This is a genomic window from Hymenobacter volaticus (genome assembly GCF_022921055.1).
Classification (GTDB): Bacteria; Bacteroidota; Bacteroidia; order Cytophagales; family Hymenobacteraceae; genus Hymenobacter; species Hymenobacter volaticus.
In genome coordinates this window covers 2,493,722-2,517,683 of sequence record NZ_CP095061.1, presented here as the reverse complement: position 1 = coordinate 2,517,683, position 23,962 = coordinate 2,493,722, and the positions used below count along the sequence as shown (strand labels likewise).

Sequence of the window (23,962 nt, the reverse complement as noted above, 5' to 3'; positions counted from 1 at the left end):
CACCAGATAAAAAGGCCCTGAAATGAATTATAGGCTATTCTGGCATGTGGGAGAACGGTAGCACAACTGCAGATAAGCCGGCAGTAGTTCAGGTTGCTTTTCGCTGTAAGATTTAAAAGTATCCTGACTTTACTTGTTCGTACCACGAACGCAAAACGCCCCACCAAGATTTGGTGGGGCGTTTTGCTAGGGTTAAAACAGCTTCAACTGCGACTTCGGCGTCTTGAGGATGGCTTGCGCTTGCGCTACTTCATCGGCCGAAATATCTACGGGGCCGGTTAGTTCTGGAAGGGGTGCGCTCGACTCGTCGCTGCCTTCTTCGGACGCGCCGGTACGTGGCAAGGTGGCTGGACCACGCTTCTTGGCTACTTCGCGGCGTTGCGGCTCAGGGCCTTCGTCGGTGAGTAATGTAAGGGCGTGGATCTTGTAGTAGTTGAGCTTGTTGCCCATCGCCTTCCATCCTTTCACGTCGATGAACTGATGGAGATGAAGCTTCTCGTTTTCCTTGTCGGCTTTCTTATCGCGCTGCAGCTTGATTTCCACCTGCGGCTCGCCGTGGCAGGTGGCGCACAGTAGTTTCGAGCCCTTGGTTTCAGCAATGAAGATGAAACGCTTGGCTATTGTGCTAGTTTCAATCCGGAAGCGCTTGACATAGTGCGTTTTCGTTTCACCTTCTATGTACACCGTGCTAAGCACTGTTTCTGGCTCGAACTTGCGGAGCAGCACAATATTGGGCACATCGAAGTGGATGGCAGGATCAGGCGGCGTAAGCTCGTAGCTTCCATCCTTGTACACTACCAGAATGGTATTGTCGGTATCAAAAGTGCCGAGGTAACGGCCGTGGCCAGCGGTGTTGAGACGACCCACTACCGAATCGAAGAAGACTTCGCGCCCACCCAACGTCGAGTCACCGAGGCTCTTCTGAGTGATTTTCTTGATGGGCTGCTTCGTGACGATGTTACCCATCGAGCCCTTGCCTTTAATGGCCAGCTCGGCAAAGTCGAAATCAAATTGCTTCACCCGAGCCGGTGCTTTGTCGGCCAACAGGATGTTAACTACCTCGGATTCCGAATTGGGGTTGGCCGTAAGATAGAGCGTTTTCGTGCCCTTGGTACCTTTGGTGAGGTCGTAGGTTTTGTCGCGGGTGATGCCCGTAACCAGGAAACGTTTGGCGAAACTGATGCCGGAAGTACCGTCCTGGTACACCATGTTGTACACCAATCGGTCGTCGTTTTTGTTGTAGACGCCAACGTGCAGGATGTCTTTGCCTACAAAAGTCTTCTCGGCAATACGGGTCACCATGAACGTGCCGTCGCGCTTGATGGCAATGATGTCATCAAGGTCCGAGCAGTCGCACACAAATTCGTCTTTCTTGAGGCCGTAGCCCACAAAACCGTCTTGGCGGTTTACGTAGAGCTTTTGGTTAGCCACAGCCACCTTCTGAGCCGTTACCACGTCGAAAGTGCGCAGTTGCGTTTTTCGCTCCCGGTTCTGGCCGTACTTCTTTAGCAAGCCCTCGAAATAGTGGATGGCGTAGCGCGTGATGTTGGCCAAATGGTCGGCTACTTCAGCTAACTCGGTTTCCAGCTTCTGAATGTATTCCTCAGCCTTGAAACCGTCGAACTTACTGATGCGCTTGATGCGGATTTCGGTGAGACGGGTGAGGTCATCTTCCTCGATAGCGCGGCGTAGCACGAGGCGCGTGTCGTTGGCTTTGGGCTTGTCCCCTTCCACACGCACAAATTTCTTCAAGCCAGCATCAATGGTAGCCAATATATCTTCCCACGTCTCGCACTCCTCGATTTTGCGGTAGATACGATTTTCAATGAAGATTTTCTCCAACGAAGCCGAATGCCACTTCTCCTGTAGCTCCTCCTGCCGGATTTCTAACTCCCGCTCCAGCAAGCGCACCGTTTTTTGGGTGCTAAGGCGCAACATATCTTCCACGGCCACAAAGCGCGGCTTATCCTCAATGATAACGCACGTATTGGGCGAGATGCTAATTTCGCAGTCGGTGAAGGCGTACAGCGCATCCATGGTCAAGTCCGGCGACACGCCCGTGGGCAGGTGCACCTGGATTTCCACCGCCGCGGCTGTATTGTCGACCACCTTCCGGATCTTGATCTTGTTGGCTTCCGAGGCCTTCACGATGCTTTCCATCAGCGCCGTGGTGGTGGTGCCGTACGGAATGTCGCGGATGACGAGCATGGTCTTGTCAACCTTCTCGATGGTGGCGCGCAGCCGAATTTTGGCACCGCGCTGACCGGAATTATAGTTGCTTACATCACAGAGCCCCCCGGTTGGGAAATCGGGGAAAAGCTGAATGTCGCGACCCCGGAGCACGTCGATGCTGGCTTTGCACAACTCGCGGAAGTTGTGAGGCATGATCTTGGTGCTCAAGCCTACGGCAATGCCTTCTACGCCCTGCGCGAGCAGCAACGGAAACTTCACGGGCAGTGTGGTAGGCTCGCGCTTCCGACCGTCGTAGCTCATTTGCCACTCCGTGATGTCGGGGTTGAAAACCACGTCGAGAGCAAATTTGCTCAGGCGGGCTTCGATGTAACGCGGCGCGGCGGCACCGTCGCCGGTGCGGATGTCGCCCCAGTTTCCTTGCGTTTCAATCAGTAGATCTTTCTGCCCCAGGTTCACCATGGCGTCGCCAATAGAGGCATCGCCGTGGGGTGATACTGCATGGTCTGGCCGATGACGTTGGCTACCTTGTTGAAGCGGCCATCGTCCATCTCCTTCATGGCGTGCAGAATGCGGCGCTGCACGGGCTTCAGTCCGTCTTCGATGGCCGGCACGGCCCGCTCCAGAATCACATAACTAGCATAGTCCAGAAACCAGTTCTGGTACATGCCATTCACGGTGGCGACATCGTGAATGGTTTCGCCGGGCGCAAACTTCGGCTCCTCTTCGGTTACCGGAATTTCTTGCGTTGCCGGCTCGGTCTCGACGGCCGCCATTTCCAGCTGCAACTCATCGTCAGACTCGGTGCTGCCAGTCGCAGCGTCGCTAGTTAAATCAATGGTGTCGCCGGGACTGAAGAGTTCGGCGGGTACATCGTGTTCGGGAGAATCGGGGTTGACCACAGACAGTAGGGATTGGTCAGCAGAAGAAAACATACGAAGAATCGTCAAAAGTACCGCTAGTTAGGCAGAATGCCACTATGCATAAGCGACAGCGCCTTCCTCAAAGTTCCTAATTTTTTTAGTTATTACAAACTGTAATGGCTGAGCAATTCAGTCTTTTTAAGCCTAATTGAAATAATAACAGAGTAAGACTCATAAAAATTTTACCAATATAGTTAGCAATTAGATTTGCTAATATAGTTCCGTCTGCTCTCGAGCTTTCTCTCGTTAGCACAAGCCGGGTTAGGTGGTAAATACAGTGGCACCTGCACTACAGAAACCTCCGTCACTAGACCGCCCCGGCAAAACAACCTTACCAGAGGGTAAAATCGTTCTGCCGGGGCGGCTAAGTGTAGGCAACACCTATGGTTGCTGCTAACTATCGTTAAGCCAAATCTTCTTCTGCTACTTCGGCTACAGGCAGCACATCAGAAGTCACCAAATCCTTTTCCAAGCGCAGGTTTTCGATGATAAATTCCTGACGGGCAGGCGTATTCTTGCCCATATAGTAGTTGAGCACCTGCTGGATGCTACGGTCTGATTGCAAAATCACCGGTTCAAGCTTGATGTTGTCGCCAATGAACTTGCCAAACTCCTCGGGCGAAATCTCGCCTAAGCCTTTGAAGCGCGTCACCTCGGGGTTGCGACCCAACTGGCGCATGGCGTTTTGCTTCTCCTGCTCGTTGTAGCAGTAGATGGTGGTTTTCTTGTTGCGGACGCGGAAGAGCGGTGTTTCCAGGATGAATACGTGGCCATTGCGCACCAAGTCGGGGAAGAACTGCAGGAAGAACGTGAGAAGCAGCAAGCGGATGTGCATGCCATCTACGTCGGCGTCGGTGGCTACTACTACGCGGTTGTAGCGTAGGCCCTCGATGCCTTCCTCGATGTTGAGAGCATGCTGAAGCAAGTTCAGTTCCTCGTTTTCGTAGACGATCTTCTTCTTTAGCCCAAAGCAGTTTAGGGGCTTACCGCGCAAGCTAAACACCGCTTCCGTCTCTACGTTGCGGCTCTTGGTGATGGAACCCGAAGCCGAGTCACCCTCCGTAATGAAGAGCGTGGTTAAAGCTTCTTGCTCCTGCTTGCCTTCGCCGAGGTGGAAGCGGCAGTCGCGGAGCTTGCGGTTGTGCAGGTTGGCTTTCTTGGCGCGTTGGTTGGCTAGCTTTTTTACGCCGGCCATGTCCTTCCGCTCCCGCTCGTTCTGCTCGATGCGCTTGCGAAGGGCTTCCGCGGTAAGAGGATTCTTGTGCAGGTAGTTATCGAGGTGCTCCTTTACGAAGTCCAAGATAAAGCCACGCACCGTTGGGCCATCAGGACCCATGTTCATCGAACCAAGTTTGGTTTTAGTTTGGCTCTCAAACACTGGCTCTTGCACTCGCACTGAAATAGCGGCCACAATAGAGCCTCGGATGTCGGCAGCATCGTACTCTTTCTTATAGAACTCGCGCAGAGTTTTCACCACTGCCTCACGGAAGGCCGCCAAGTGCGTACCACCTTGGGTGGTATACTGGCCGTTTACGAACGAGTAATATTCTTCGCCGTAGTCGTTGCCGTGGGTTAGTGCCAGCTCGATGTCCTCTGCTTTCAGATGGACAATGCCGTAGCGGCGGCTTTCCTCGTCAATCTTGCGAGAAAGTAAGTCATACAGCCCTCTTTCGGAGTAGTATTTCTGCCCGTTGAAGTTGATGGTCAGCCCGGCGTTGAGGTAGACGTAGTTCCAAATCTGATTTTCGAGGTACTCCGGAATAAAACGGTAGTTGCGGAAAATCGTATCGTCGGGCTGGAAGGTGATGAGCGTACCGTTGCGCTGGCTGGTTTTCACCGGCTTTGGGTCTTGCACAAGGTTGCCTTGAGAAAACTCCGCCGACTTCATCAACCCCTCGCGCACCGACTGCACCAAAAAGTAATTGCTAAGCGCATTAACCGCCTTGGTGCCGACCCCGTTTAATCCAACGGACTTCTGAAAGACTTTGCTGTCGTATTTGCCACCCGTGTTAATCTTGCTTACTACATCGACCACCTTGCCCAACGGAATGCCGCGTCCGTAGTCGCGGACCTGTACCCGCTGGTCGGATATTTTGATGTCGATGGTGCGGCCGTGGCCCATTACGTGCTCGTCAATCGAGTTGTCGATAACTTCTTTTACCAACACATAAATGCCATCGTCGTAAGCAGACCCATCGCCGAGCTTACCAATGTACATGCCGGGCCGTAGCCGGATGTGTTCGCGCCAGTCCAGCGACCGGATGCTGTCTTCGGTATAACCGTGGTCGGGCACGGCAACGGGGGCAGTGAGTACTTCTTGTTCAGCCATCGGGATAACCAGTAATCGAATTCGAGGTAAAATAACGCAGAAAATACCCGTTTCTGCGCTTTAATTTCGCTAGCTAAGTTAGCAAAATAGTAGTTCACAACCACGCTTAACGCGCCTTTGTTCCCCAATAATTTAGAGAATAAAGCTGCAAAGGCATTTTCGTAACTCCGACGCTTACCAATAATTTTAGCACATGCAACCACCCTCAACTCAACATCATTTACCACCACCTAGTCAAAAGGTGAGTGCTCCTGTAAAGCAGTCCCCCATCATACAGTTCGCCTTTTTCATGCTGGGGAGTGTTTTGCTGATTTACGCATTGCGCGTCCTCGACGATATTCTGCTGCCACTAGTTTTTTCGGCCTTGTTTGCGTTGCTGCTGCTGCCGCTATGCCGCTGGCTGGAAGACCACCGCGTCGGGCGGGTTTGGGCCATTATTCTGTGCTTGCTGTTTCTAGTATTGATTTTTGCGGGCGTTGTTCTCGGTTTTGGCTCTCAGCTCACGCAGTTCAAGGATGAAATACCCAAACTGCAGGTGAAGCTGATGGAGTTTTTCAACAACGCACAGCAATGGGCGCACATGAAATTCGGTTACCAGCCCATGAGCCTAGAGGAAGTAAAAGACACCTCAATTAAAGCGCTCAAGAAATCGGGCGGCTCTTACTTGGGCACTACCCTGAATACCACCTCCGCGGTGTTAGGTAATCTGGCGCAGGTATTCATCTATATTTTCTGCTTGCTGCTTTATCGGGACCACCTACGGCAATTCATGTTCCGCTTTGTGACCCCCGACAAGCGCACTTCGGTGCTGCATACCGTCGACAGCATCCAAACGGTAGTGCAGGCTTACATTTCTGGCCTGCTGAAGGTTATCGCCATTGTAGCTATTCTCAATGCTATTGGGCTGTTGGCTCTGGGAGTGAAATTTGCCATCTTCTTTGCCATTTTTGCTTCGGTGCTGGCCATCATTCCCTATATCGGCATCATGATCGGGGCCACGCTGCCGGCTATCATTACGCTGGTGGAAACTGGCTCGCCCCTGAAAGCGGCGGGCGTGGTAGGCGTTTTTGTGGCGGTGCAGTTCTTGGAAGGCAACTTTATTACCCCCATGATTACGGGCTCCCAAGTAAGTATTAACCCCCTGGCCGCCATCTTGGCTTTGATTTTGGGCAACGCGCTGTGGGGCACGCCCGGCATGATTCTCAGCATTCCGCTGATGGCCGTTATCAAAGTCGTACTCGATTCCAATAAAACCACGGAGCCTTGGGGCTTCTTGCTTGGGGACACAGCCGAAGGCGAAGACTCCACGAAACCAGCCAACCAAACGCCTAATTTCATTGGCCGAATGTGGGCTAAACTCCGAGGAGCACCTTCCTAAAGCGGTGCAATAGCCGGATTACCTGCTGTACTGATTAAGCCGAAAACAACGAAGCCCTTGCTGCCTATCCTGACAGCAAGGGCTTCATTGTTTTCGACTCTAGATATAGAGCGGGCTATTTCACTGTTCAACTGTTCCCCAAGTCAAGCAAGTAGGTGTCAAGTACCTCTGTAGTGGCGCCAAAGCCTTCTTTTTGATTTAAGAGGCCAGCGTTTACAGTTCCTGTTCCCTGCTTGGTGGAAGTACCAAACGAAAGGCGCTTGAAGCTAGCTGGTTTCTCTTGGATAAGATGCGTGAGCACCGCATCGACGGCTCCCACTTGTTTACCGCGAGGGCTGCCCGCAATGTATTGGGTGTGCGCAAAGCCCTGTCGAATATCCTGAAACACCAGCACGCCCGCTACCATCTCCTCCCCTACGTACGCCACCCACAATTCCAGATGACCGGGGTTTTGGTCACGCAAACCGCTAATTTCGGCGAGGGTGTGCACGGGCTGGCAATTGTAGGTTGCCAGCAGATTGGCGGTGAGTAATTGCCAAAACGCGGCGTATTCCTGCACGCTAGCTTGCTGCACCACCACGCCGTGCCGACGGGCTTTGCGCAAGTTGCCACGCCGCCACGTCCCGATGCGTACAGGCTGCGACAAATCCACCACTGAAATAAGTTCTCGGTTGCTCAGCACGGCTCCCTGCTGATGCAGCCAAAAAGGAAAGCTTTCGGAGTGCAACCGGCAGAATACCCGAGGCACGGGCCTAACCAGCAACTGTTGAAAACCCGCTGTGCACCAGGCCGAGCGCAATAAATCCAGCATAATCACCAACTCAGCGTATTTCACGCCAGCAACCGTCACAAGGCCTCCATAGGTAAGCCCGGGGTGAGCAACCAGCGTGGTAGGCGTTGTAGTATCACGGGCGACGGCGGCAACAAAGATGGCGCGTAGCTTAGTGCCTTGCCAGATTAGCCAAGACTGGTCGATGAACCGGTCTTGGTGATAGTCCATAAACGGGCGAGCAAACAGGAAGGGGCCATTGGCAGAAGTAGCAACCAATGCGTCCCAGGCGGCGGCATGGGACGGCGTGTACGCTTCAACCCGAATAGTGTGCGGAAGCAGCATAAGGCTTCTCATATCGCGACGAGCAACAATGCGGCTACGTTCCGCACAGCGGCGACATAGGCTGGACGAACTTCTCTAGTTTGCAACGTCTCCAGCAAAGGCAGAACGGGGAGCGGAACTTGAGAAACCTTCATAGGCAATAAAAATAGCAAACCTACTAGCACCTCCCGCAGAGCGCTGAGTGGGATAAAGATCGGCTTCAAAAGTAGAGCTAATCGTGCGGACCAGCAACCACCCCTCTTCTGACAGGTCCACTTATATCGACGTTGTAAGCTTAGCCGTAACACTAAATTTTATACTTGCCTGCTGGCAACCTGCTGCGTGTTCGGTGGGTATACAGACCTGTTGAGTGGCTTTAGCTGCTTGCTTTACTTCTTTTCCACAGACTAAACTCTTTGATCATGGCTGCTATTACTGGCGATATCGCCCGCGCTTACAACGACCTTGTAGAAATCAACAAAACTGCTGCCAAAGGCTACCAAGAAGCCGCCGAAGGCGCTTCCAGCGGCGAACTGAAAGCTAACTTGAGCAAGTTCAGCCAGCAGCGCGCCCAATTTGCCTCCGAGCTAACCCAACATGCTCAGCAGTACGGCATCAATCCTGAAGAAGGCAACACCATCGAAGGCCTTGCAGCTGATGCCGCCGCCGCCGTACACCGGGGATGGATCAACATTAAATCGGCCATCACGGGCCAGGACGACGCTGCTATTCTTGGCGAGTGCGAAACTGGCGATGCTACGGCCCTACAGGCTTACGAAACTGCATTGAAATCGGCAGAATTGCCCGCTGAAGCTCGCTCGGTTATTCAGCAGCAGCATGGCGAAATCTTGTCGGCCAAAAACTGGATTACGCAGCAGAAATCGGTTAGCCGCTAGACTACTGCAATTGCTTATTTGAAAAAAGGCTCGCTTGATGCGGGCCTTTTTTGCTTTATCCGAGTTATACCAAGTACGCTCGCCAAGATACTTTCTGTTGATGCTTTAGCAAGATCTGCTTGTTCGCAACTGGTTCAGGCTGTTGCGGCAAGGAGGTGTTTCCTTGGCCATGCAACCATCTGAAGGGTTATCTTTGTTATGCTACTGCCAATTTAGCTTATTCCATTACCCGACACCGCGCCGCATTTGTACGCCATCATCGACCTTGAAACCACAGGGGGCCAGCCTACGCAGGACCGCATCACCGAAATAGCCATTTTCATTCATGATGGCGAAAAGGTGGTAGATCAGTACGAAACCCTACTGAACCCTGGCCGGTCAATTCCTTTTTTTATTACCCAGCTCACCGGCATCACCGATGATATGGTGCGCGAGGCACCCAAGTTTCATGAGGTAGCACGCAAAGTGGTGGAAATGACAGAGGGCTGCGTATTTGTGGCGCACAACGTACGTTTCGATTATAGCTTTCTGAAAAAGGAATTTGCTGACTTAGGCTACAACTATTCGCGCAAAACGTTGTGCACAGTGCGCCTGAGCCGTTCTCTCATGCCTGGTCAGCCAAGCTATAGCTTAGGCAAGCTGTGCCAGAACATTGGCATTCCGCTCAACGGCCGGCACCGCGCCGCCGGCGACGCCGCTGCTACTGCCATCCTCTTCGACCGACTGCTGAAAATCAGCCAACAAGACGAAACCATACGCGACCCAAGTATTTCCGCCGCTGACACTCTAGCGGCCGTAGATGCTACCGCCCCGAGTGGCCGACGCCCGGTTACGGGCACCAGTGACACCACCGTAGCGACCAAGCAGCCTTCGGCGCGCAAGATAAAAGCGGTGCAGGATGCTATCCGCACGGCCTTGCTGCCGCCGAATATCACGCCGACTAAAGTAGCAACGCTGCCGCACGAGGCGGGCGTTTATTACTTCCACAACGAGCAAGGGGAGGTGATTTATGTTGGTAAAAGCATCAACATCTATAAGCGCATTCAGCAGCACTTTGCCATTGACTACAAGTCGCGCAAGAGCATAGAATTCAAGAATTCTATTGCCGACATCACCTGGGAGCTAACAGGTTCGGAATTGGTGGCGCTGCTTTATGAGTCGCACGAAATCAAGCGGCTGAAACCGCTTTACAACCGTGCGCAGCGCCGTTCGGTGTTTCCGGCTGGCATCTTCCTGCGCACCGACGAGCAAGGCTATAAGCACCTCTACTACGGCCGAGCCGATGACCACGCCGAATCGCACCCGCTTATTGCGCTCGGCAACCAGTACAAGGCCAAGGGCTTTCTGTTTCACAAAGTAGCTAAGTTCAACCTGTGCCAGAAGCTATGCGACCTATACAAAACCACCGGTTCGTGCTTCGACTATCAGGTACACCGCTGCAAAGGCGCCTGCATTGGGCTAGAGCCGCCGGATGAATATAACGTACGAGTCGAGCAAGCCATTGAGTCGTTTACGTACGAGCACGGCTCATTTGTGGTAGTAGGCAAAGGCCGAACCGAGTTGGAAAAGACCGTGGTGTTGGTGGAGAATGGCCGGTATCTGGGTTTTGCCTACGTAGACGAGAGTTTTACAGCTCGTACCCTCGCTGATTTCAAGGCGGTTATCACGCGCTATAACGACAACAAAGACGTACAGCAAATTATCAGGCAATACCTGCGCACCAAACACAAAGACAAGGTGAAGCTATTCAAAAACACGAACGCCTGATTATAGGCAGTTGCGCTAATACAAGCCCCGTTTCTCTCCGATTCGGAGCTTTTTGGTGGTAGTCGGCATCACATGTACATGTGATGTGCCGGGTTAGTTAGTGGATTAGTTTTACAGTATCAATGTGCGCCACCCTTCTCTCCTATCGCTATGAACAAGCTCCAGCCTACTTCCACTGCCTCTTATGTTGATTATGCCCAGCGTCGTTACCGCTGGGTGGGGCCCCGGGGCCGCCAATGGTACCGGATGGTATTGCTAACTATCCTGGGCCGCCGCAGTTCGCGGCATGAAATGCTAGCGCTTCATGTAAAGCACTTGCTTTAAAAGCAGCAAGCACCTTACTATCTACTATCTACACAAACTAAGTCCTGCCGTAGCTACGTCAAGCAATTTTTAGCTTGGTTGTAGGACGTGTTGCTGACGCGTGCGTAACCATTCAACGGCCAGAGCTTCGTCGTTGAAGCGGCGCATTTGGTAGGTTTGAGACGTGCTCTCCAGCTGATGGAAGGCTGGTATGGCATCCGTGGCCTGTTGGTAGCTCGGCGACAAGAGCTGGCTCAGGTATACCCGTTGGCCCATTTGCGCACTAAGTTGCGGAAAGAACTCAAACAGGCCCCAATTCGTGGTTTCAGCATCAGCTGGCAGCCGCCGCCGACCATCGAGAAGCCAGTAAGGGCACTTGAAATGTATACCTGCCTTCAAAATAAAATTATATCCTTCCCTAGTTTCGACCGATGAGGTGGGCCGTAACCAACGGGCTACTACCATACGTAGATCGTCGCGGTAAGTGATAGTAAGATAATCAGGAGTAGAGAATTGCTGCATACGATCAAAAGGAAATACAAATATAAGACAATCAGGCAACTTGCGCGGCGGCCCGGGCTATAGTTAGTATAATCGGTGCCGGAGCAGCCAACCGGCAGCATCGAATTCAGTGGCGGCGGGTAGGTGCCGCTCCACCTTCACCGCCCTTGGCACCAGTAAGTTGTTGCCGTCGCCGCTATCGAAGATTGTGACGCGCGTACGCCGAGGCACCGTCTTACTAGATGCGCGCACTGCATCTTGACCGGCGCCATCGTAGATACCCACTGTGATACCTGTTGCGGGGAGGTCTTTGAATTCGAAAACGTCGGAGCCACCCAACCCATACAGCTTTAGAGTACTAGTTTCCCCAACCTGAAACGTACGGCGACCAATCAGGCTGTCGGGGGATGCACGCCCAATTTGGTATACGCTTACCTGCACTTGCTCAGGGCTGGGCACCTCCACGACAAAGCGCTCGGGTGCGCTAGTGCCTGGCATGTCTACGTTGCGGGCCAATAGCTCGTAGAACTTATCGGCTACCAACGGCAGTTGGTTGCGGCGGCTACGCAGCTTCTCGTCGAATTCCTGACCTGCCAGCGCATACACCTCCTTGGGCCACACCGACAAGGCCTCCTTGATTACAGGATCGGAAAGTTGCAGCCGCATGGAATCGGCAACTTGCTGGAAGTCCTGCCGCGTTAGGTACACCAACAACGACTTGTCCATGGGTTCGGCAGCACGGTTCAATCCAGCTACGTTGGCCAAGCCAATATCCTTCTCGAATGTCTGGTAGTTGGACTTCACCCACCCGATGATATGGGTGAGCAACCCGTCATTGAACTTAAAGAAGGCGTGGTCCCGGTCGCGCGGAATGGGGCGGTACTCAACGCCCCCGCTGGCAGTCGGGAAGCTGGCCCAGCGCCATTGGTCTTCGCGCCGGCTCCAGTCGCCAAGCCACATATCGAAAAGGCGTGCCCGCAAATACTGCCGCGCTGCCACCCGATACTGGGGGTTGGCGAGCAGATTGGTGAACACATGGCGCGAACTCACCACCCGGTTGGAATTGCCGAAGCTAGCTACCGTGCTTTGGTCGCCTTCGGGCCGCTCCTCGAATAGGTAGAGTGCATTGGCAAATCCCTGCTGAAATTTCCCGAGGGCCGGGTCGTTGCCTACGTATACCAGGCGCGGGTTGGTATGGTAGACGCCAACCGCTTCCGCTAGCCGAGGCACAATGTAGGCCCCATACGGATTGATGACGCTGGTCTGATCTTTCATTAGGCGCCCAATTGGCCCGTTTTGCAAGCTCTCGGGCAAGGCTTTGGTGGCATCCTTGTCCACGGAGCGCAACACATACTGACGACCGTTGGACGCCACGAGCCGCAAATTCTTGGTTTGGAATGACCCTCCTTCCTGCACGGGCACTAACCCACCGGGCACGGCCGTACGGAGATTGAAAACCGGCACTTCCACCGGCAACGCCCAAAGCTCCCGGTAATGTTTACCCCAAAAGAACTGGTGCAGCTTGGACCGCAGGTATTGCGTACCGGCCGCCACCCGCACCGTCGAGTCGGGGCGGATGTGGGCGGAAATGGGCGGTCCGGACGGCGCCGCGGGCGCCGAGCATGCTTGACACACCGCTGCAGCGCACAAACAAACGGTCATTTGGACCCGGCGCGGAATAAAAGGACGTAACACGGAACGAGATAGTAGGCGCCTTTGAGGCTAGTCGCCAGCCTTATACCGCAAACGCGACGCATGGGGTTGAATCTTGCAGCATTAAGAAATTTTAAAACAACCTTACCGAGTAATGGTAGCCAAGAAAAAGAGCTCTAAGCCCAACCATAGCTAACAACTCATCTTTATCTCCGTTCAAGGAGTCCAGCCGCGCTTTCCGCTCCGCATGACACCTCGCTACTCGTTTGCCTTTCTATTGCTGCTCTCAGCTGGCTGCGCCCGCCAGAAGTTTTTCCAACCCGATGCCCGGCCCGATCCGACTCCGCTTGCTGCCACCGCCGATAGTGCCCGCGTAACGGCCGGGCGCCACTACCAACGAGGCCCTATTGGGCGGGTGCTATTGGGCCCGCATCATCGCCCCGCCTGGACGGAGCCCGTTACGCTTCCCGTCCTGAAAGTAGCTTCTATTTTACCGGGCGGCTTGAAGCCAGGCAAAATTGGCGGCGGCTTTCAAACCACCAGTATGACTGTGCTTACTCCCGCCGGGCAAGGGTATGCACTGCGGACTATTGACAAGAATCCTTATCGTACGCTGCCCAAAGTACTGCGCCACAGCTTTGTGCTCAACTTGGTGCGCGATGCTACGTCGGCGGGTCATCCGTACGGTGCCTTTGTGGTGCCCCCGCTGGCCGAAGCGGCTGGCATCCCTCATACTAACCCGCGGCCATTCTATGTTCGGGCCGATGAAAACGGCTTGGGGCCAGCCTCAGAGCTGTATCAGGGGCGGGTAGTGATGCTAGAAGAAAAGCTCGAAGGCGAAGCCAATATTGCCGGGCGCATGCCGGGTGCTACGGCACTGGAAGAAACTGCCGATATGCTGGCCGAACGGTACCGAACCGGCCAACACACCATTGACGAGGCAACTTTTCTGCGCGCCCGCTTGCTGGATATTTGGCTCGGTGACTGGGACCGGCATGAAGGCCAGTGGACCTGGGCAGCGTATGCCCAGCCCCAGGGTGGCACCCGCTGGACTCCCGTACCGCAAGACCGGGACCAAGTGTTTTTTCGTTTCGATGATGGTTTGATTCCCTGGCTAGCCAGCAAAGTAGTGCGCAAGTTTCGCACGTTTGGCCCCCACTACGAAAGCGTAGAAGGCTACACCCGGAACGCGGGCTACCTAGACGAACAAGTGCTGACCAGACTTCCTCATTCTGCTTACGCCGCCACAGCCCGCAACCTACAAACGCGCCTCACCAACGCCGTTATCGAGCGAGCTGTGCGGCAAGGCCTGCCCCGTGAGGTTTACCAACACGAAGGAGCCCGTATGATTGCCGCCTTACGTTCCCGCCGCGACGCGCTACCTAAAGTTGCCGAGGAATTTTACCGCCTACGGGCCCGCCACGTGCTGGTAGCGGGCACCGACGAAGACGAACGATTTGTAGTGGACCGCCTAAACGACACAGCTACAGTGGTGTCAGTATACCGGCAATTCAAGGTGAGCAACAAACCGCGCCCAGATTCACTGCTATATCAGCGGCGCTTCAATCCTCTGGAAACGCATAGCATCAACCTGCATGGCTTGCAAGGCAAAGATGTGTTCGAGGTGCGGGGCAAAGTACGGCGCAGCCCGTTCGTAAACATCTACGGCGGGCCGCAGGAAGACGAAGTGCAGGACCACTCGCGGGTAGCCGGTTTACGCCGCAAAACCCGCTTCTACGACACGGCCCGTAACAATACCTTCGAGCCTGCTCCCGAGCTAAAAGACAAAACTACCCACGGCGTCACCTCCCACGCCTTCGACCGAGACGGTTCGGGGAGGTAATACAGCGAGGTTGTAGGAAGTCATAGCGCCTTTTCCTGTTATAAAAAGACAAGCCCCTGGTGTCTGTGTAGATAACCAGGGGCTTGTCTTTATAATCGGTTAGTTTCTTCCTGAACTAAGCAGAACGATAGTTCAGCCTATTGCTTCACCGCGTCGCCTTCTAGTTCTGCTAGCATATCGAGCACCATGTGTTCGGTGGGCGTAAGCAGGTCGTTTTCGGATGGATCGGCGTCGTGACGGCGCAAGTAGTCGATGAGCTTGTCGGTATTGAAAAGCTCGACCACCTGAGGATGAATGTAGTATTTAGAACAAACCGTGGGCGTGTTGCCGAGTTCGTGCGCTACGTCTTGCAACGCCCGTTTCAAGCTTTTCGGCTTCGGAAAGTCGGGCTCCTCGTTGATAACGGTTTCCAGGCACTCCACCATCTTCACGGTGCCGCCCCAGGTCCGGAAGTCCTTGGCCGATAGTGCGAGGCCAGTTACCTGCTGTAGGTATTCGTTTACATCGCCAGATTCCAGCTCGGCCCGTTTGCCATCGGGAGTGTAATACTGAAACAAGTGCTGGCCTGGTATCTCCTTACACTTCTGCACCAGCCGGGCCAGCTTCCGGTCATGAATGGTGAGGTCGTGGGCTACCCCTTTCTTACCCACAAACGCAAATCGCACATCGGAGCCAGTTACCTGCACGTGTTTGTCGCGGAGGGTGGTGAGGCCGTAGGTTTTGTTTTCCTTAGCGTACTCTTTGTTGCCAATGCGGATATAAGAACGGTCCATGAGCGTGAGTACCAAAGCCATTACTTTGGCTTTATCGAGTTCCGGGCGAGCCAAGTCTTTTTGCATTTGCCGGCGCAGGTCGGCTAACTTTTCGCCGAAAGCACGCAACCTGCTGAACTTGGTAAGGCTCCGCGCTTGGTCCCAGGCAACATGATAGCGGTACTGCTTGCGGCCTTTGGCATCGCGCCCGGTTACTTGCAAGTGGCTGTTGGCCGTATCGGAAATCCAAACGTCAGTCCAGGCTGGCGGAATCACGAAGCTTTTGATACGCTCCAAGGTTTTCTCGTCGGTTATTAGTTCGCCGTTGGCTTTGTGATAAGTGAACGTACCGTCGGGGCCGGGCTGGCGCGTAAGGGCGGGTTTGGTATCGGTGCGGTAGCGTAAGCCCGCCAATTCGGCCTGCCGAGCGGGGTCTTTGTATAGCTCGTGCGAATCTTCTAGGGGCGCGAGGCGCTTCTTCTTGGTTTTGGGCCGCGGCTGGGCAATAGTAGACATAGAGAACAGAAGTAAAACGGAACGCGGAGCGCCAGGGTTGCGGGTGGACAGTTATGTACGGCAGATAAGCCAGAAAGGTCTCTATACTAGACTGCCGATTCCCACAGTTGCGGCAGGTTAACAGTTCTGCTCTAGCACAAGCGGTTTGTTAGGCGAACCACAACTCGACTTTCCACTATTTTTTCTTCCTGATTATCCGCGCACTACCTCCTTGAGTTGCCCAAAAGCAACTTGCTGAAATGCTTGCCCGTACCGACTTCTGTTTTTTGGCATCGTTTTTTCTTTCAACGGAGGCATTCTACGCACTTTTCTATTCAACCAATCCGCTTTTTCAATGCGACTTTTCTCTTTTAAACCCTTACTCCTACTTTCTTTAGCTGCCACGTTGGGCGGTACTGCCGCCTGCACCGACGAAAACGGCAATCCTGTTCTATTCTCTATTGAAGATGACAAAGCTCTTGGCGAGCAAGTAGCTGCGCAAACCGACTCTACCTATCGGGCAAAAGGGCAATTGCTGGAGCGCTCTAGCAACGCCCGGGCCTATCAGCTGCTGGATGGAGTGGTAAATAAGGTGCTCAACTCGGGGCAGTTGCAATACCGCAACGAGTTTCCTTGGGACGTAAAAATCATCAAGGATGATCAAACGCAGAATGCCTTTGCCACGCCCGGCGGCCACATTTATGTGTACTCCGGCTTGATCAAATTTCTGGAAGATGAAAGCCAATTGGCTGGCGTGCTTGGCCACGAAATAGCCCACGCCGACCGGCGACACACGTCGCGGCAACTCCAGAACGAATATGGCATTTCTACGCTCTTAGGCTTGCTACTAGGCGAAAATCCTAGCCAACTCGTGCAAATTGCGAGCGGGCTAGGCCAATTGAAATTTAGCCGCGACTTCGAGCGGGAAGCTGACCAGTACTCGGTTATCTACCTCAACCAAACCACCTATTCCTGCGACGGCGCAGCGGGCTTCTTCATTAAGTCGGAAGCGCAGGGAGGGGCTAACACTCCCGAGTTTTTGAGTACTCACCCGAACCCTGGCTCGCGAGTTCAGGACATTCAGGCGAAAGCTGCCGAACTGAAGTGCCAAGGTCGCAGTGTGTCAAACAGCAACTTCGAGGAACTGCGGCGCATTATCTAAGCGCGTTCTAACACTCTCAAAACGAAGGCTCTGCCTTCACAACACCGTTAAGATTTAAAAAAGGCCAGTTGCGGTTGCAGCTGGCCTTTTTGTTTGGGGTAGCTCTTCTATTCGAGATGCATTAGGCGTAAGTATCAAATTCCGCTTTACCCGCGTACTTGCGGATATGTCTATACTCAATAAGATTGGCGACTTAGCCGACCGTGCCGACGACCTTATCACCCGCACCCGCGCCCGCTTGGGCCTCTTGCACCCTCTCCAGATAGTACCGTACCGCAGCTACGGCACCAGCACGCGCCTCTACGTGAAAGGGCGCTTGCTCACCGACAAGGGCATTGGCGAACCCGGCGAAGGCGACTCGCGCTGGCACAACCTACTCAATATGTACCGCCGTTTCGAGAGCAACGAAATCAGCGGCGCGCAACTGCTCGTGCAACCCGCCGATGGCACCGAGCACCCCGTCGTGACCGATGAAGAAGGATACTTCACGCTGAACTTAACTCCTCAAAGCCTGCCCGAACCGGTGGACTTTATGTGGTACCCGGTGGAAGTGCTGCTACAACAGGCGCCTCACCCTTTCACCTCGCCGCCTGGCCTGCGGGCATCAGCCCCGGTTCTTATTCCGCCCGCCGATGCAGAATACGGTATCATCTCCGACCTCGACGATACGGTTATTCAAACTTCGTCCACGGATTTGCTGCGTATGGCTCGTACCGTGCTCGTGCGCAATGCCCATTCGCGGTTGCCTTTCAAGGGCGTTGCCGAGTTTTATCGGGCGCTGCAATTAGGTCGCAATGGCAAGCGCAACAACCCCTTCTTTTACGTTAGCAGCTCGCCCTGGAATCTTTATGATTTGTTGGAGGACTTCCTGGCCCTGAATGAAATACCACCTGGCCCGCTTTTGCTGCGCGATTTTGCCATTGGTGGCAAGAAAACCGGCGATGCCACGGCACACCACGGCCACAAGCTCAAGGAAATCGACAACCTGCTCCTTACGTACCCCAAACTTCAGTTCGTGCTCATCGGCGACTCGGGGCAGGAAGATGCCAACATCTACCGCGAAGTGGTACGCCGCCATCCGGGCCGCATTCTAGCCATATACATCCGCGACATTCTGAAGCGGCCCGACCGCGCCGCCATGGTAGAGCGGGTTAGTGAGGAACTCCGCAACGACAAGGTGGAAATGCTACTGGTGCAAGATACCGTACAGGCCGCCGAACACGCCGCCAAAACCGGCCTCATCTTCCAGGAAGCCATTCCGGCAGTACAGCAAGAAAAGCACAAAGACGAAACCGCTGCCACTGATAACGATTTGGACGGAGAGGGTACTGGCAAGCCGGTAATGAAATAGCTTTCAAGCCCAGCAAAAACCGAGAGCTAGTTCCTCCTTAAGTAGGAGAACTAGCTCTCGGTTTTTTCAGCTAGAATGGTCGGCAACAATGACCCACTCGCCGTTCAGATGGCGCAAAACCAGTAAGTACTGCCCTTGTAAATCGCCGAGGCCAGGACGAGTAAGGTGCCAGCGGCCCACCACGTGAGCGGCTTCAGGCCCATCGGGGGTGACGCGGAGGTCGGAAAAGCGAAGCTGACCCATGGCGGCGGCATTAGGGTAGTTGCGACGATAGTTGTCAAGAGTGGGCTGCCAACCGTAGGTGAGGCCGCTCTTGCCAATGAATACAAGCGAATCGGAGCGCCAATAACCTTGCATGAAAGTGGCTACGTCGCCCCGATTCCAGGCAGCCGTTTGGGTGGCGAGCAACTGCGTAATGGCGCGGCGCGTTTCGGCGGGCGTTTCAGCGGTTTTGGCGGCCGGCGAAGACGTGCAAGCGGCCAGCGCAGCCACGCTAAGAGTAAGTAGAATAGGCTTCATACGGCCCAAGATAACAGAATACTCGGCCGGCGCTTCTGCGGCAATAACTGCATTTCTATTCTTCGATCAGCTCCTGCACGTACGTTTTGCCACCCAGCCGGCGCATGTTGCGCAATACACGCTGTTGTTTCGCACGGGCCTGGGGCCCCGGGTTACTGGCTCGAAAACGCAACGGGTTGGGGAGTACCCCAGCTAGCAGCGCGGCTTCACTGGCCGTGATACGGTTAGCTGACTTGTGAAAGTAACGTTGCGAAGCGGCCTCCACACCAAACGTACAGTCGCCCATCTCGGCCACGCTCAAATACATTTCCATGATGCGCCGCTTGCTCCAAAACAGCTCGATAAGTACGGTGAAGTACGCTTCGGCCGCCTTGCGGATATAGCTGCGTCCCTGCCACAGAAACACGTTTTTGGCCACCTGCTGCGAGATAGTACTGCCGCCACGCAGCCGCTTACCGCCGCTCATATTGTATTTGGCTGCATTCAAAAGGGCATTGCCATCGAAGCCATGATGCAGCAGAAAACGTTGGTCTTCGGCCGCAATAAGAGCCAACGGTACCTGCGGCGACACTTCGTCGAGGCCCTTAAAGTAGTACCGAATGCGGCGGTCGTCTTCCTGAATGCCATAGTAGCCTTTCCCAACGGGAGCGTAGGCACGGCGGTCGAGCATGAGCCAAGTAGCCGGTGGCGACACCCAGCGGTACATCAATACCCACGCTACTGAAGTTAGAAATAAAGCTACTACCACTTGCAACAGCACTTGCCGAGCCTGTCGCCACACTTTTTTGTAATCAGTTGCCAAACTTAACTGCCCTTATATACGCCCGCGGTCAAAACGGCCACAGCAGCGGCAAAAGTAGCGGAATTTGTTGCTCCTAAAGCCATATTTCCGTGTCCAATCCGCATGCCAGCAAGCAGCAAACACGGCAGATTCGCAGTTGACAAGCTAATACTGAGCAACGGCGCTGCGCTCAACCGAACCCCACTGTCAGCGCCGTATCGGCAGTCGGCTATGTTAGCTACATAGATAGGGTGAAAGCCTAACAACTTAATGACGCAACGCTAGCTATTACACCTCCACCATGGCTTTTATTACGCCGGTGGCTGGGTCGAGCCAGCTGGCAAATTCTGCCTGCACCTGGTTGAAAGGTACCCGGTGGGTGATGTACGTAGTAGGCTGGACCAGCCCTGCTTTCATCGAGGCAATGACGTGCTCGAAATCTTCGCGAGTGGCGTTGCGGCTGCTCATCAGCGTAGCCTCGCGCTTATGAAATTCGGGGTGTGAAAAGCTAATGTCGCCTTTCTGCAACCCCACCAGCACGTAGCGGCCGCCGTGAGCCAGGTAGCCGAAGCCGTTGTTAATAGCTTTCAAACTGCCGGTAGCATCAATCACTACGGTAGGCATGTCGCCGTTCGTGACGGCGCGCAGCTGCTCGTCCACGTCTGCTGCCAAGGCATTGATCGTGTGGGCTACCTGCAATTTGTCTTTGCAGAAAGCAAGGCGCTGCTCATTGATATCGAGAGCAATGACATGCGCCCCGGCAATGCGCGCAAATTCCATGATGCCCAACCCTATAGGCCCCGCTCCTACTACCAGCACAAATTCGCTGGGTTGCACGCCGGCGCGGCGTACTCCGTGGGCGCCAATGGCGAGTGGCTCTACCAGGGCCAGCTCGTCGTAGCTTAGGCCTTGGCCGTGCACCAGCGAGTAAGCTGGCACCGACAAATACTCACCCATGCCACCGTCGGAGTGCACGCCGCACACGTTGATGTGGGTGCAACAGTTAGGTAGGCCCGAGCGGCACGCTATGCAAATGCCACAGTTGAAATACGGGATAAACGTAACCGCCTCGCCTACTTCGAACCCGGGTACTGCACTTACCAGCTCTCCCGACAATTCGTGCCCGAGCACCCGGGGATACACGAAAAACGGCTGGGTGCCCTCGTAGGCGTGCAAGTCGGTGCCGCAGATGCCGATGCGCCGGATGCGCAGGAGCGCCTGCCCCTCTTGCGTTGTGGGCACGGCTCGGTTTTCGTAGCTAAACTGGCCGGGCTCTATGCAAACCAAGGTATTCATGGCATTTCGTATTTCGATTCAAAGAAGTAACTGAGCTTTTGCTTCAGTAGCTCAGCCTACAAGGTGGTCTTACTTGACAACGAGCTGTAGTTATAACTTATAGAAGGCCGTGGCATTTTCGCCCCAGAAAAGGCCTTGTTCGTGCACAGAAAGCTTAGCCACGTATTGGTGCACCAACCCTACCACAGCGTCGTAGCCACCGGCTACTTCGCACACCGGCCAATCGGAACCAAACAGCACCCGCGCCGGCCCGAAAGCTTCAAATACAACGTCTAAGTAGGGCTGAAAATCTTGGGGAGCCACCCCTGCCAGCGGGCCTCCGTTACCATCCCCGACACTTTGCACCACACATTTTCGTGGGTAGCCAGAGCGCGCAACTCTTTTTCCCAGTCGTCGAGTTGCTTGGCCTTGATGTTAGGCTTAGCAATATGGTCGAGCACAAACGGTTGGTTGGGAAAGTTGGCTACTAGTTCTCGCGCGAAGCCAAGCTGGTCGGGGAAAATAAGCAGGTCGTAGGTGAAGCCGTGCTGCTGGAGCGCGGCTATACCCCGCTGGAAGGCCGGCAGCAGCATGAGTGCCCGGTTGGCCTCGCCTTGCAACACATGGCGAAACCCCTTCATCTTATCGGAATCACTGTAGTAAGTAAGCCGCTCGCTCACGTTGTCGGCCTGCAAATCAACCCAGCCGACCACGCCCTTGATGAAAGGATACTGCGCGGCATTAGCTAATTGAAACTCGTTTTCTGCCTCCGATTGGTCGGACTGTACCACCACGCAGCCTGCAAAGCCATTTCTGTCGAGCAGCGGCTTTAAATCAGTGGGTGCAAAACTGCGTTGAATAGCGGCCATTTGGCCGTTGATCCAGGCGTCACGCACGGGGTCGTATTGCCAGAAATGCTGGTGCGCGTCGATTTTCATGCTTGCTTATAATAGGCTAGAAGGTTGTAAACCAGCTTGACTTAGTGCGCAGTGCTAAGCTTAACTTTCTTTACCCACAGGTTCTTCAAGGCGAAGTAAAACACCACCAGAAAGCACAGGGCCGGCACAATGTAGGCCACTTGAATGGAGCTGGCATCGGAAACGCGGCCCATGATAACGGGGAAGATGGCGCCGCCCACAATGGCCATAATGACCAGCGAGGACCCGACTTTGGTTTTGGCACCCAGGCCGCGGATACTAAGCGAGAAGATGGTCGGGAACATAATCGACATGAAGAATTCCACGCCCATCAGCGCGTAAATCGAAAAGCTGCCCTTCAGCAACACGGCTAGCAGCACCAAAAAGAAATTGACGATGCTATAAACGGCTAACAGCCGCGACGCCGGGATAAAACGCATCAGGAAAGTGCCTATGAAGCGGCCAATCATGAAGCCGAGCAACGCCCCAGCCAAGTACCGCGAGGCCGACTTTTCGCCAAAGCCTGCCACTTGCTGCGCAAATCGGATGAAGAAGCTACTTACGCAAACTTGCGCCCCCACGTAAAAAAACTGCGCTAGCACTCCTAGTAACAGGTTCTTCTCTTGGAAAATAGACCGTGACTCGCCCTCCACACTTTCTTCTTCCACTATTTCGGGTAGGCGGGTGAAGTACAGTAGCACGGCCACCAGCAGCACAATGCCGCCAATGAGCAGAAACGGTATCTGCACCGAAGCCGCCTCGTTGTTGAGATACGCATCGAGTTGGGGCGCCGACATACCCGCTTCCTCGGCCTGTGTCAGCGTCTTGCCCGACAAGATGAACATGCCACCCAGAAACGGCGCCAATGTGGCCGCCAGCCCATTGAACGACTGCGCGAAGTTGAGGCGCTGCGTGGCCCCTTCCGAGTCGCCGAGCACTGTGATATACGGGTTAGCCGCCGTTTCGAGGAAAGTCAGGCCGCAGGCAATAATGAAGAGGGCCGTCAGGAAAAAGGCGTACGAACGCGCTGCCGCCGCCGGATAAAACAGGAAAGCTCCCACCGAAAACAAGGACAAGCCTAACAGGATGCCTCCTTTGTAGCCAAAGCGCTTCATGAACTGCCCCGCGGGCAAGGCCAGCAGGAAATACGCTATGTACGACGCCGAATCAATGAAAGCAGACTGTGCATCCGTTAACTGGCAAGCCTTCTTGAGGTGCGGAATCAGGATGGGATTCAAATTAAGCGCGAAGCCCCACAAGAAAAACAGCGACGTAATCAGGAAAACAGCAAACGTACTTTTTCGGGCAGTCATAGAGTGGGTTTTAGGGAAGCGCTGGTATCTTATTGAAGGGCTGCACAAGCTGCCCGGCCCGTACGCCGTAGCGTATGGCAAGCAACATACATAGCTTAGCTTACTCGCCTAGCTTGTAGATTCTCTCCATAAGCTGCCACTTTTCATTGGCGGTAGCACTGGCGGAAGTCCGCTGGAATCGGGCAACGGTGGCTTCCCATTCTGCTTGCCGGGGTTTGGTAGCGAGGAGCTGCATGGCGGAGTCGTGGTCGAAGTCGGGCACTGTGTCCATAATCATGAAGAGGTGGTCGCCGAGCAAATAGATTTCCATATCGAGGATGCCTACCTCGCGCATGCCCTGCGTGATTTCCGGCCAACTGCCTCCAGCGGCGTGCAGCTTTTTGTATTCATTGATCAGGCGAGCATCATTTTGCAGGCGGAGGGTCTTGCAATACCGTTTGAAGTGCGCAGAAGACTGTTTTTCTAGGTGGTCCATGCGGGCAAGTTAACCGTTTAGACAAGCTTGGAAAGCTATAGCCCGG

The 23,962-nt window shown here is 54.3% G+C and carries 17 protein-coding genes and 2 pseudogenes; 7 read left to right on the top strand and 12 right to left on the bottom strand.

Annotated elements, in window-relative coordinates:
• Window positions 1-192: 192 nt before the first annotated feature.
• Together MUN86_RS10915 and MUN86_RS10910 are read right to left on the bottom strand one after the other, a co-directional pair.
• Window positions 193-2,858 (bottom strand): annotated as a pseudogene (locus tag MUN86_RS10915) (DNA gyrase/topoisomerase IV subunit A).
• Window positions 2,859-3,516: 658 nt separating this feature from the next.
• Window positions 3,517-5,442, bottom strand: a complete 1,926-nt coding sequence (locus MUN86_RS10910; RefSeq protein ID WP_245125263.1) for a DNA topoisomerase IV subunit B — start codon at window positions 5,440-5,442, stop codon at window positions 3,517-3,519.
• 289 nt (window positions 5,443-5,731) lie between these two features.
• On the opposite strand from MUN86_RS10910, the gene MUN86_RS10905 reads away from it, so the two are divergent.
• The gene (locus MUN86_RS10905) at window positions 5,732-6,820 is read left to right on the top strand and encodes an AI-2E family transporter (protein WP_245125260.1); all 1,089 of its coding nucleotides are present in this window, start codon (window positions 5,732-5,734) and stop codon (window positions 6,818-6,820) included.
• Between the two features lie 127 nt (window positions 6,821-6,947).
• Here the strand turns inward: MUN86_RS10905 and MUN86_RS10900 are convergent, their stop codons facing one another.
• Entirely contained in the window at window positions 6,948-7,934 is a 987-nt protein-coding gene (locus MUN86_RS10900; RefSeq protein ID WP_245125258.1) for a GNAT family N-acetyltransferase, read from the bottom strand.
• 401 nt (window positions 7,935-8,335) lie between these two features.
• Here MUN86_RS10900 and MUN86_RS10895 point away from each other — a divergent pair, with 401 nt between their 5' ends.
• The 3 genes from MUN86_RS10895 to MUN86_RS10885 all read left to right on the top strand — a co-directional run bounded on the left by MUN86_RS10895 (window position 8,336) and on the right by MUN86_RS10885 (window position 10,900).
• Window positions 8,336-8,809, top strand: coding sequence for a ferritin-like domain-containing protein (locus tag MUN86_RS10895; protein ID WP_245125255.1), 474 nt, complete (start codon window positions 8,336-8,338; stop codon window positions 8,807-8,809).
• Between the two features lie 246 nt (window positions 8,810-9,055).
• Window positions 9,056-10,576, top strand: a complete 1,521-nt coding sequence (locus MUN86_RS10890; protein ID WP_245125253.1) for an exonuclease domain-containing protein — start codon at window positions 9,056-9,058, stop codon at window positions 10,574-10,576.
• A gap of 150 nt (window positions 10,577-10,726) precedes the next feature.
• Window positions 10,727-10,900 (top strand): hypothetical protein, encoded by a 174-nt coding sequence (locus MUN86_RS10885; RefSeq protein WP_245125250.1) that lies wholly within the window; start codon window positions 10,727-10,729, stop codon window positions 10,898-10,900.
• A 69-nt stretch (window positions 10,901-10,969) separates the two neighbouring features.
• Here the strand turns inward: MUN86_RS10885 and MUN86_RS10880 are convergent, their stop codons facing one another.
• Together MUN86_RS10880 and MUN86_RS10875 are read right to left on the bottom strand one after the other, a co-directional pair.
• Window positions 10,970-11,401: a hypothetical protein gene (locus MUN86_RS10880; protein WP_245125248.1), complete on the bottom strand. Its 432-nt coding sequence runs from the start codon at window positions 11,399-11,401 to the stop codon at window positions 10,970-10,972.
• 63 nt (window positions 11,402-11,464) lie between these two features.
• Window positions 11,465-13,075, bottom strand: coding sequence for a hypothetical protein (locus MUN86_RS10875; protein WP_245125245.1), 1,611 nt, complete (start codon window positions 13,073-13,075; stop codon window positions 11,465-11,467).
• A 205-nt stretch (window positions 13,076-13,280) separates the two neighbouring features.
• On the opposite strand from MUN86_RS10875, the gene MUN86_RS10870 reads away from it, so the two are divergent.
• On the top strand, window positions 13,281-14,876 hold the full coding sequence (locus MUN86_RS10870) for a hypothetical protein (RefSeq protein ID WP_245125243.1): 1,596 nt from the start codon (window positions 13,281-13,283) through the stop codon (window positions 14,874-14,876).
• Window positions 14,877-15,013: 137 nt separating this feature from the next.
• Here MUN86_RS10870 and MUN86_RS10865 read toward each other — a convergent pair whose 3' ends face one another.
• Window positions 15,014-16,144: a DNA topoisomerase IB gene (locus MUN86_RS10865; RefSeq protein WP_245125240.1), complete on the bottom strand. Its 1,131-nt coding sequence runs from the start codon at window positions 16,142-16,144 to the stop codon at window positions 15,014-15,016.
• Window positions 16,145-16,478: 334 nt separating this feature from the next.
• Here MUN86_RS10865 and MUN86_RS10860 point away from each other — a divergent pair, with 334 nt between their 5' ends.
• Window positions 16,479-17,285, top strand: coding sequence for a M48 family metalloprotease (locus MUN86_RS10860; RefSeq protein ID WP_245125238.1), 807 nt, complete (start codon window positions 16,479-16,481; stop codon window positions 17,283-17,285).
• Window positions 17,286-17,451: 166 nt separating this feature from the next.
• On the top strand, window positions 17,452-18,636 hold the full coding sequence (locus MUN86_RS10855; protein ID WP_245125235.1) for an App1 family protein phosphatidate phosphatase: 1,185 nt from the start codon (window positions 17,452-17,454) through the stop codon (window positions 18,634-18,636).
• Between the two features lie 66 nt (window positions 18,637-18,702).
• Here MUN86_RS10855 and MUN86_RS10850 read toward each other — a convergent pair whose 3' ends face one another.
• The 6 genes and pseudogenes from MUN86_RS10850 to MUN86_RS10825 form a co-directional block, all read right to left on the bottom strand.
• Complete coding sequence (locus tag MUN86_RS10850) at window positions 18,703-19,155, bottom strand: YybH family protein (RefSeq protein WP_245125232.1); 453 nt, start codon at window positions 19,153-19,155, stop codon at window positions 18,703-18,705.
• A gap of 55 nt (window positions 19,156-19,210) precedes the next feature.
• A complete protein-coding gene (gene mtgA, locus MUN86_RS10845; protein WP_245125229.1) occupies window positions 19,211-19,957 on the bottom strand; it encodes a monofunctional biosynthetic peptidoglycan transglycosylase in 747 nt (248 codons plus the stop codon).
• Window positions 19,958-20,224: 267 nt separating this feature from the next.
• Window positions 20,225-21,232 carry a zinc-binding alcohol dehydrogenase family protein gene (locus tag MUN86_RS10840; protein ID WP_245125226.1) on the bottom strand — a complete coding sequence of 336 codons (1,008 nt, stop codon included), beginning with the start codon at window positions 21,230-21,232 and terminating at the stop codon, window positions 20,225-20,227.
• 90 nt (window positions 21,233-21,322) lie between these two features.
• Window positions 21,323-22,149 (bottom strand): annotated as a pseudogene (locus MUN86_RS10835) (amidohydrolase family protein).
• A gap of 41 nt (window positions 22,150-22,190) precedes the next feature.
• Window positions 22,191-23,441 (bottom strand): L-fucose:H+ symporter permease, encoded by a 1,251-nt coding sequence (gene fucP, locus MUN86_RS10830; protein WP_245125224.1) that lies wholly within the window; start codon window positions 23,439-23,441, stop codon window positions 22,191-22,193.
• A 100-nt stretch (window positions 23,442-23,541) separates the two neighbouring features.
• Complete coding sequence (locus MUN86_RS10825) at window positions 23,542-23,916, bottom strand: L-rhamnose mutarotase (protein ID WP_245125222.1); 375 nt, start codon at window positions 23,914-23,916, stop codon at window positions 23,542-23,544.
• Between the last annotated feature and the right edge of the window lie 46 nt (window positions 23,917-23,962).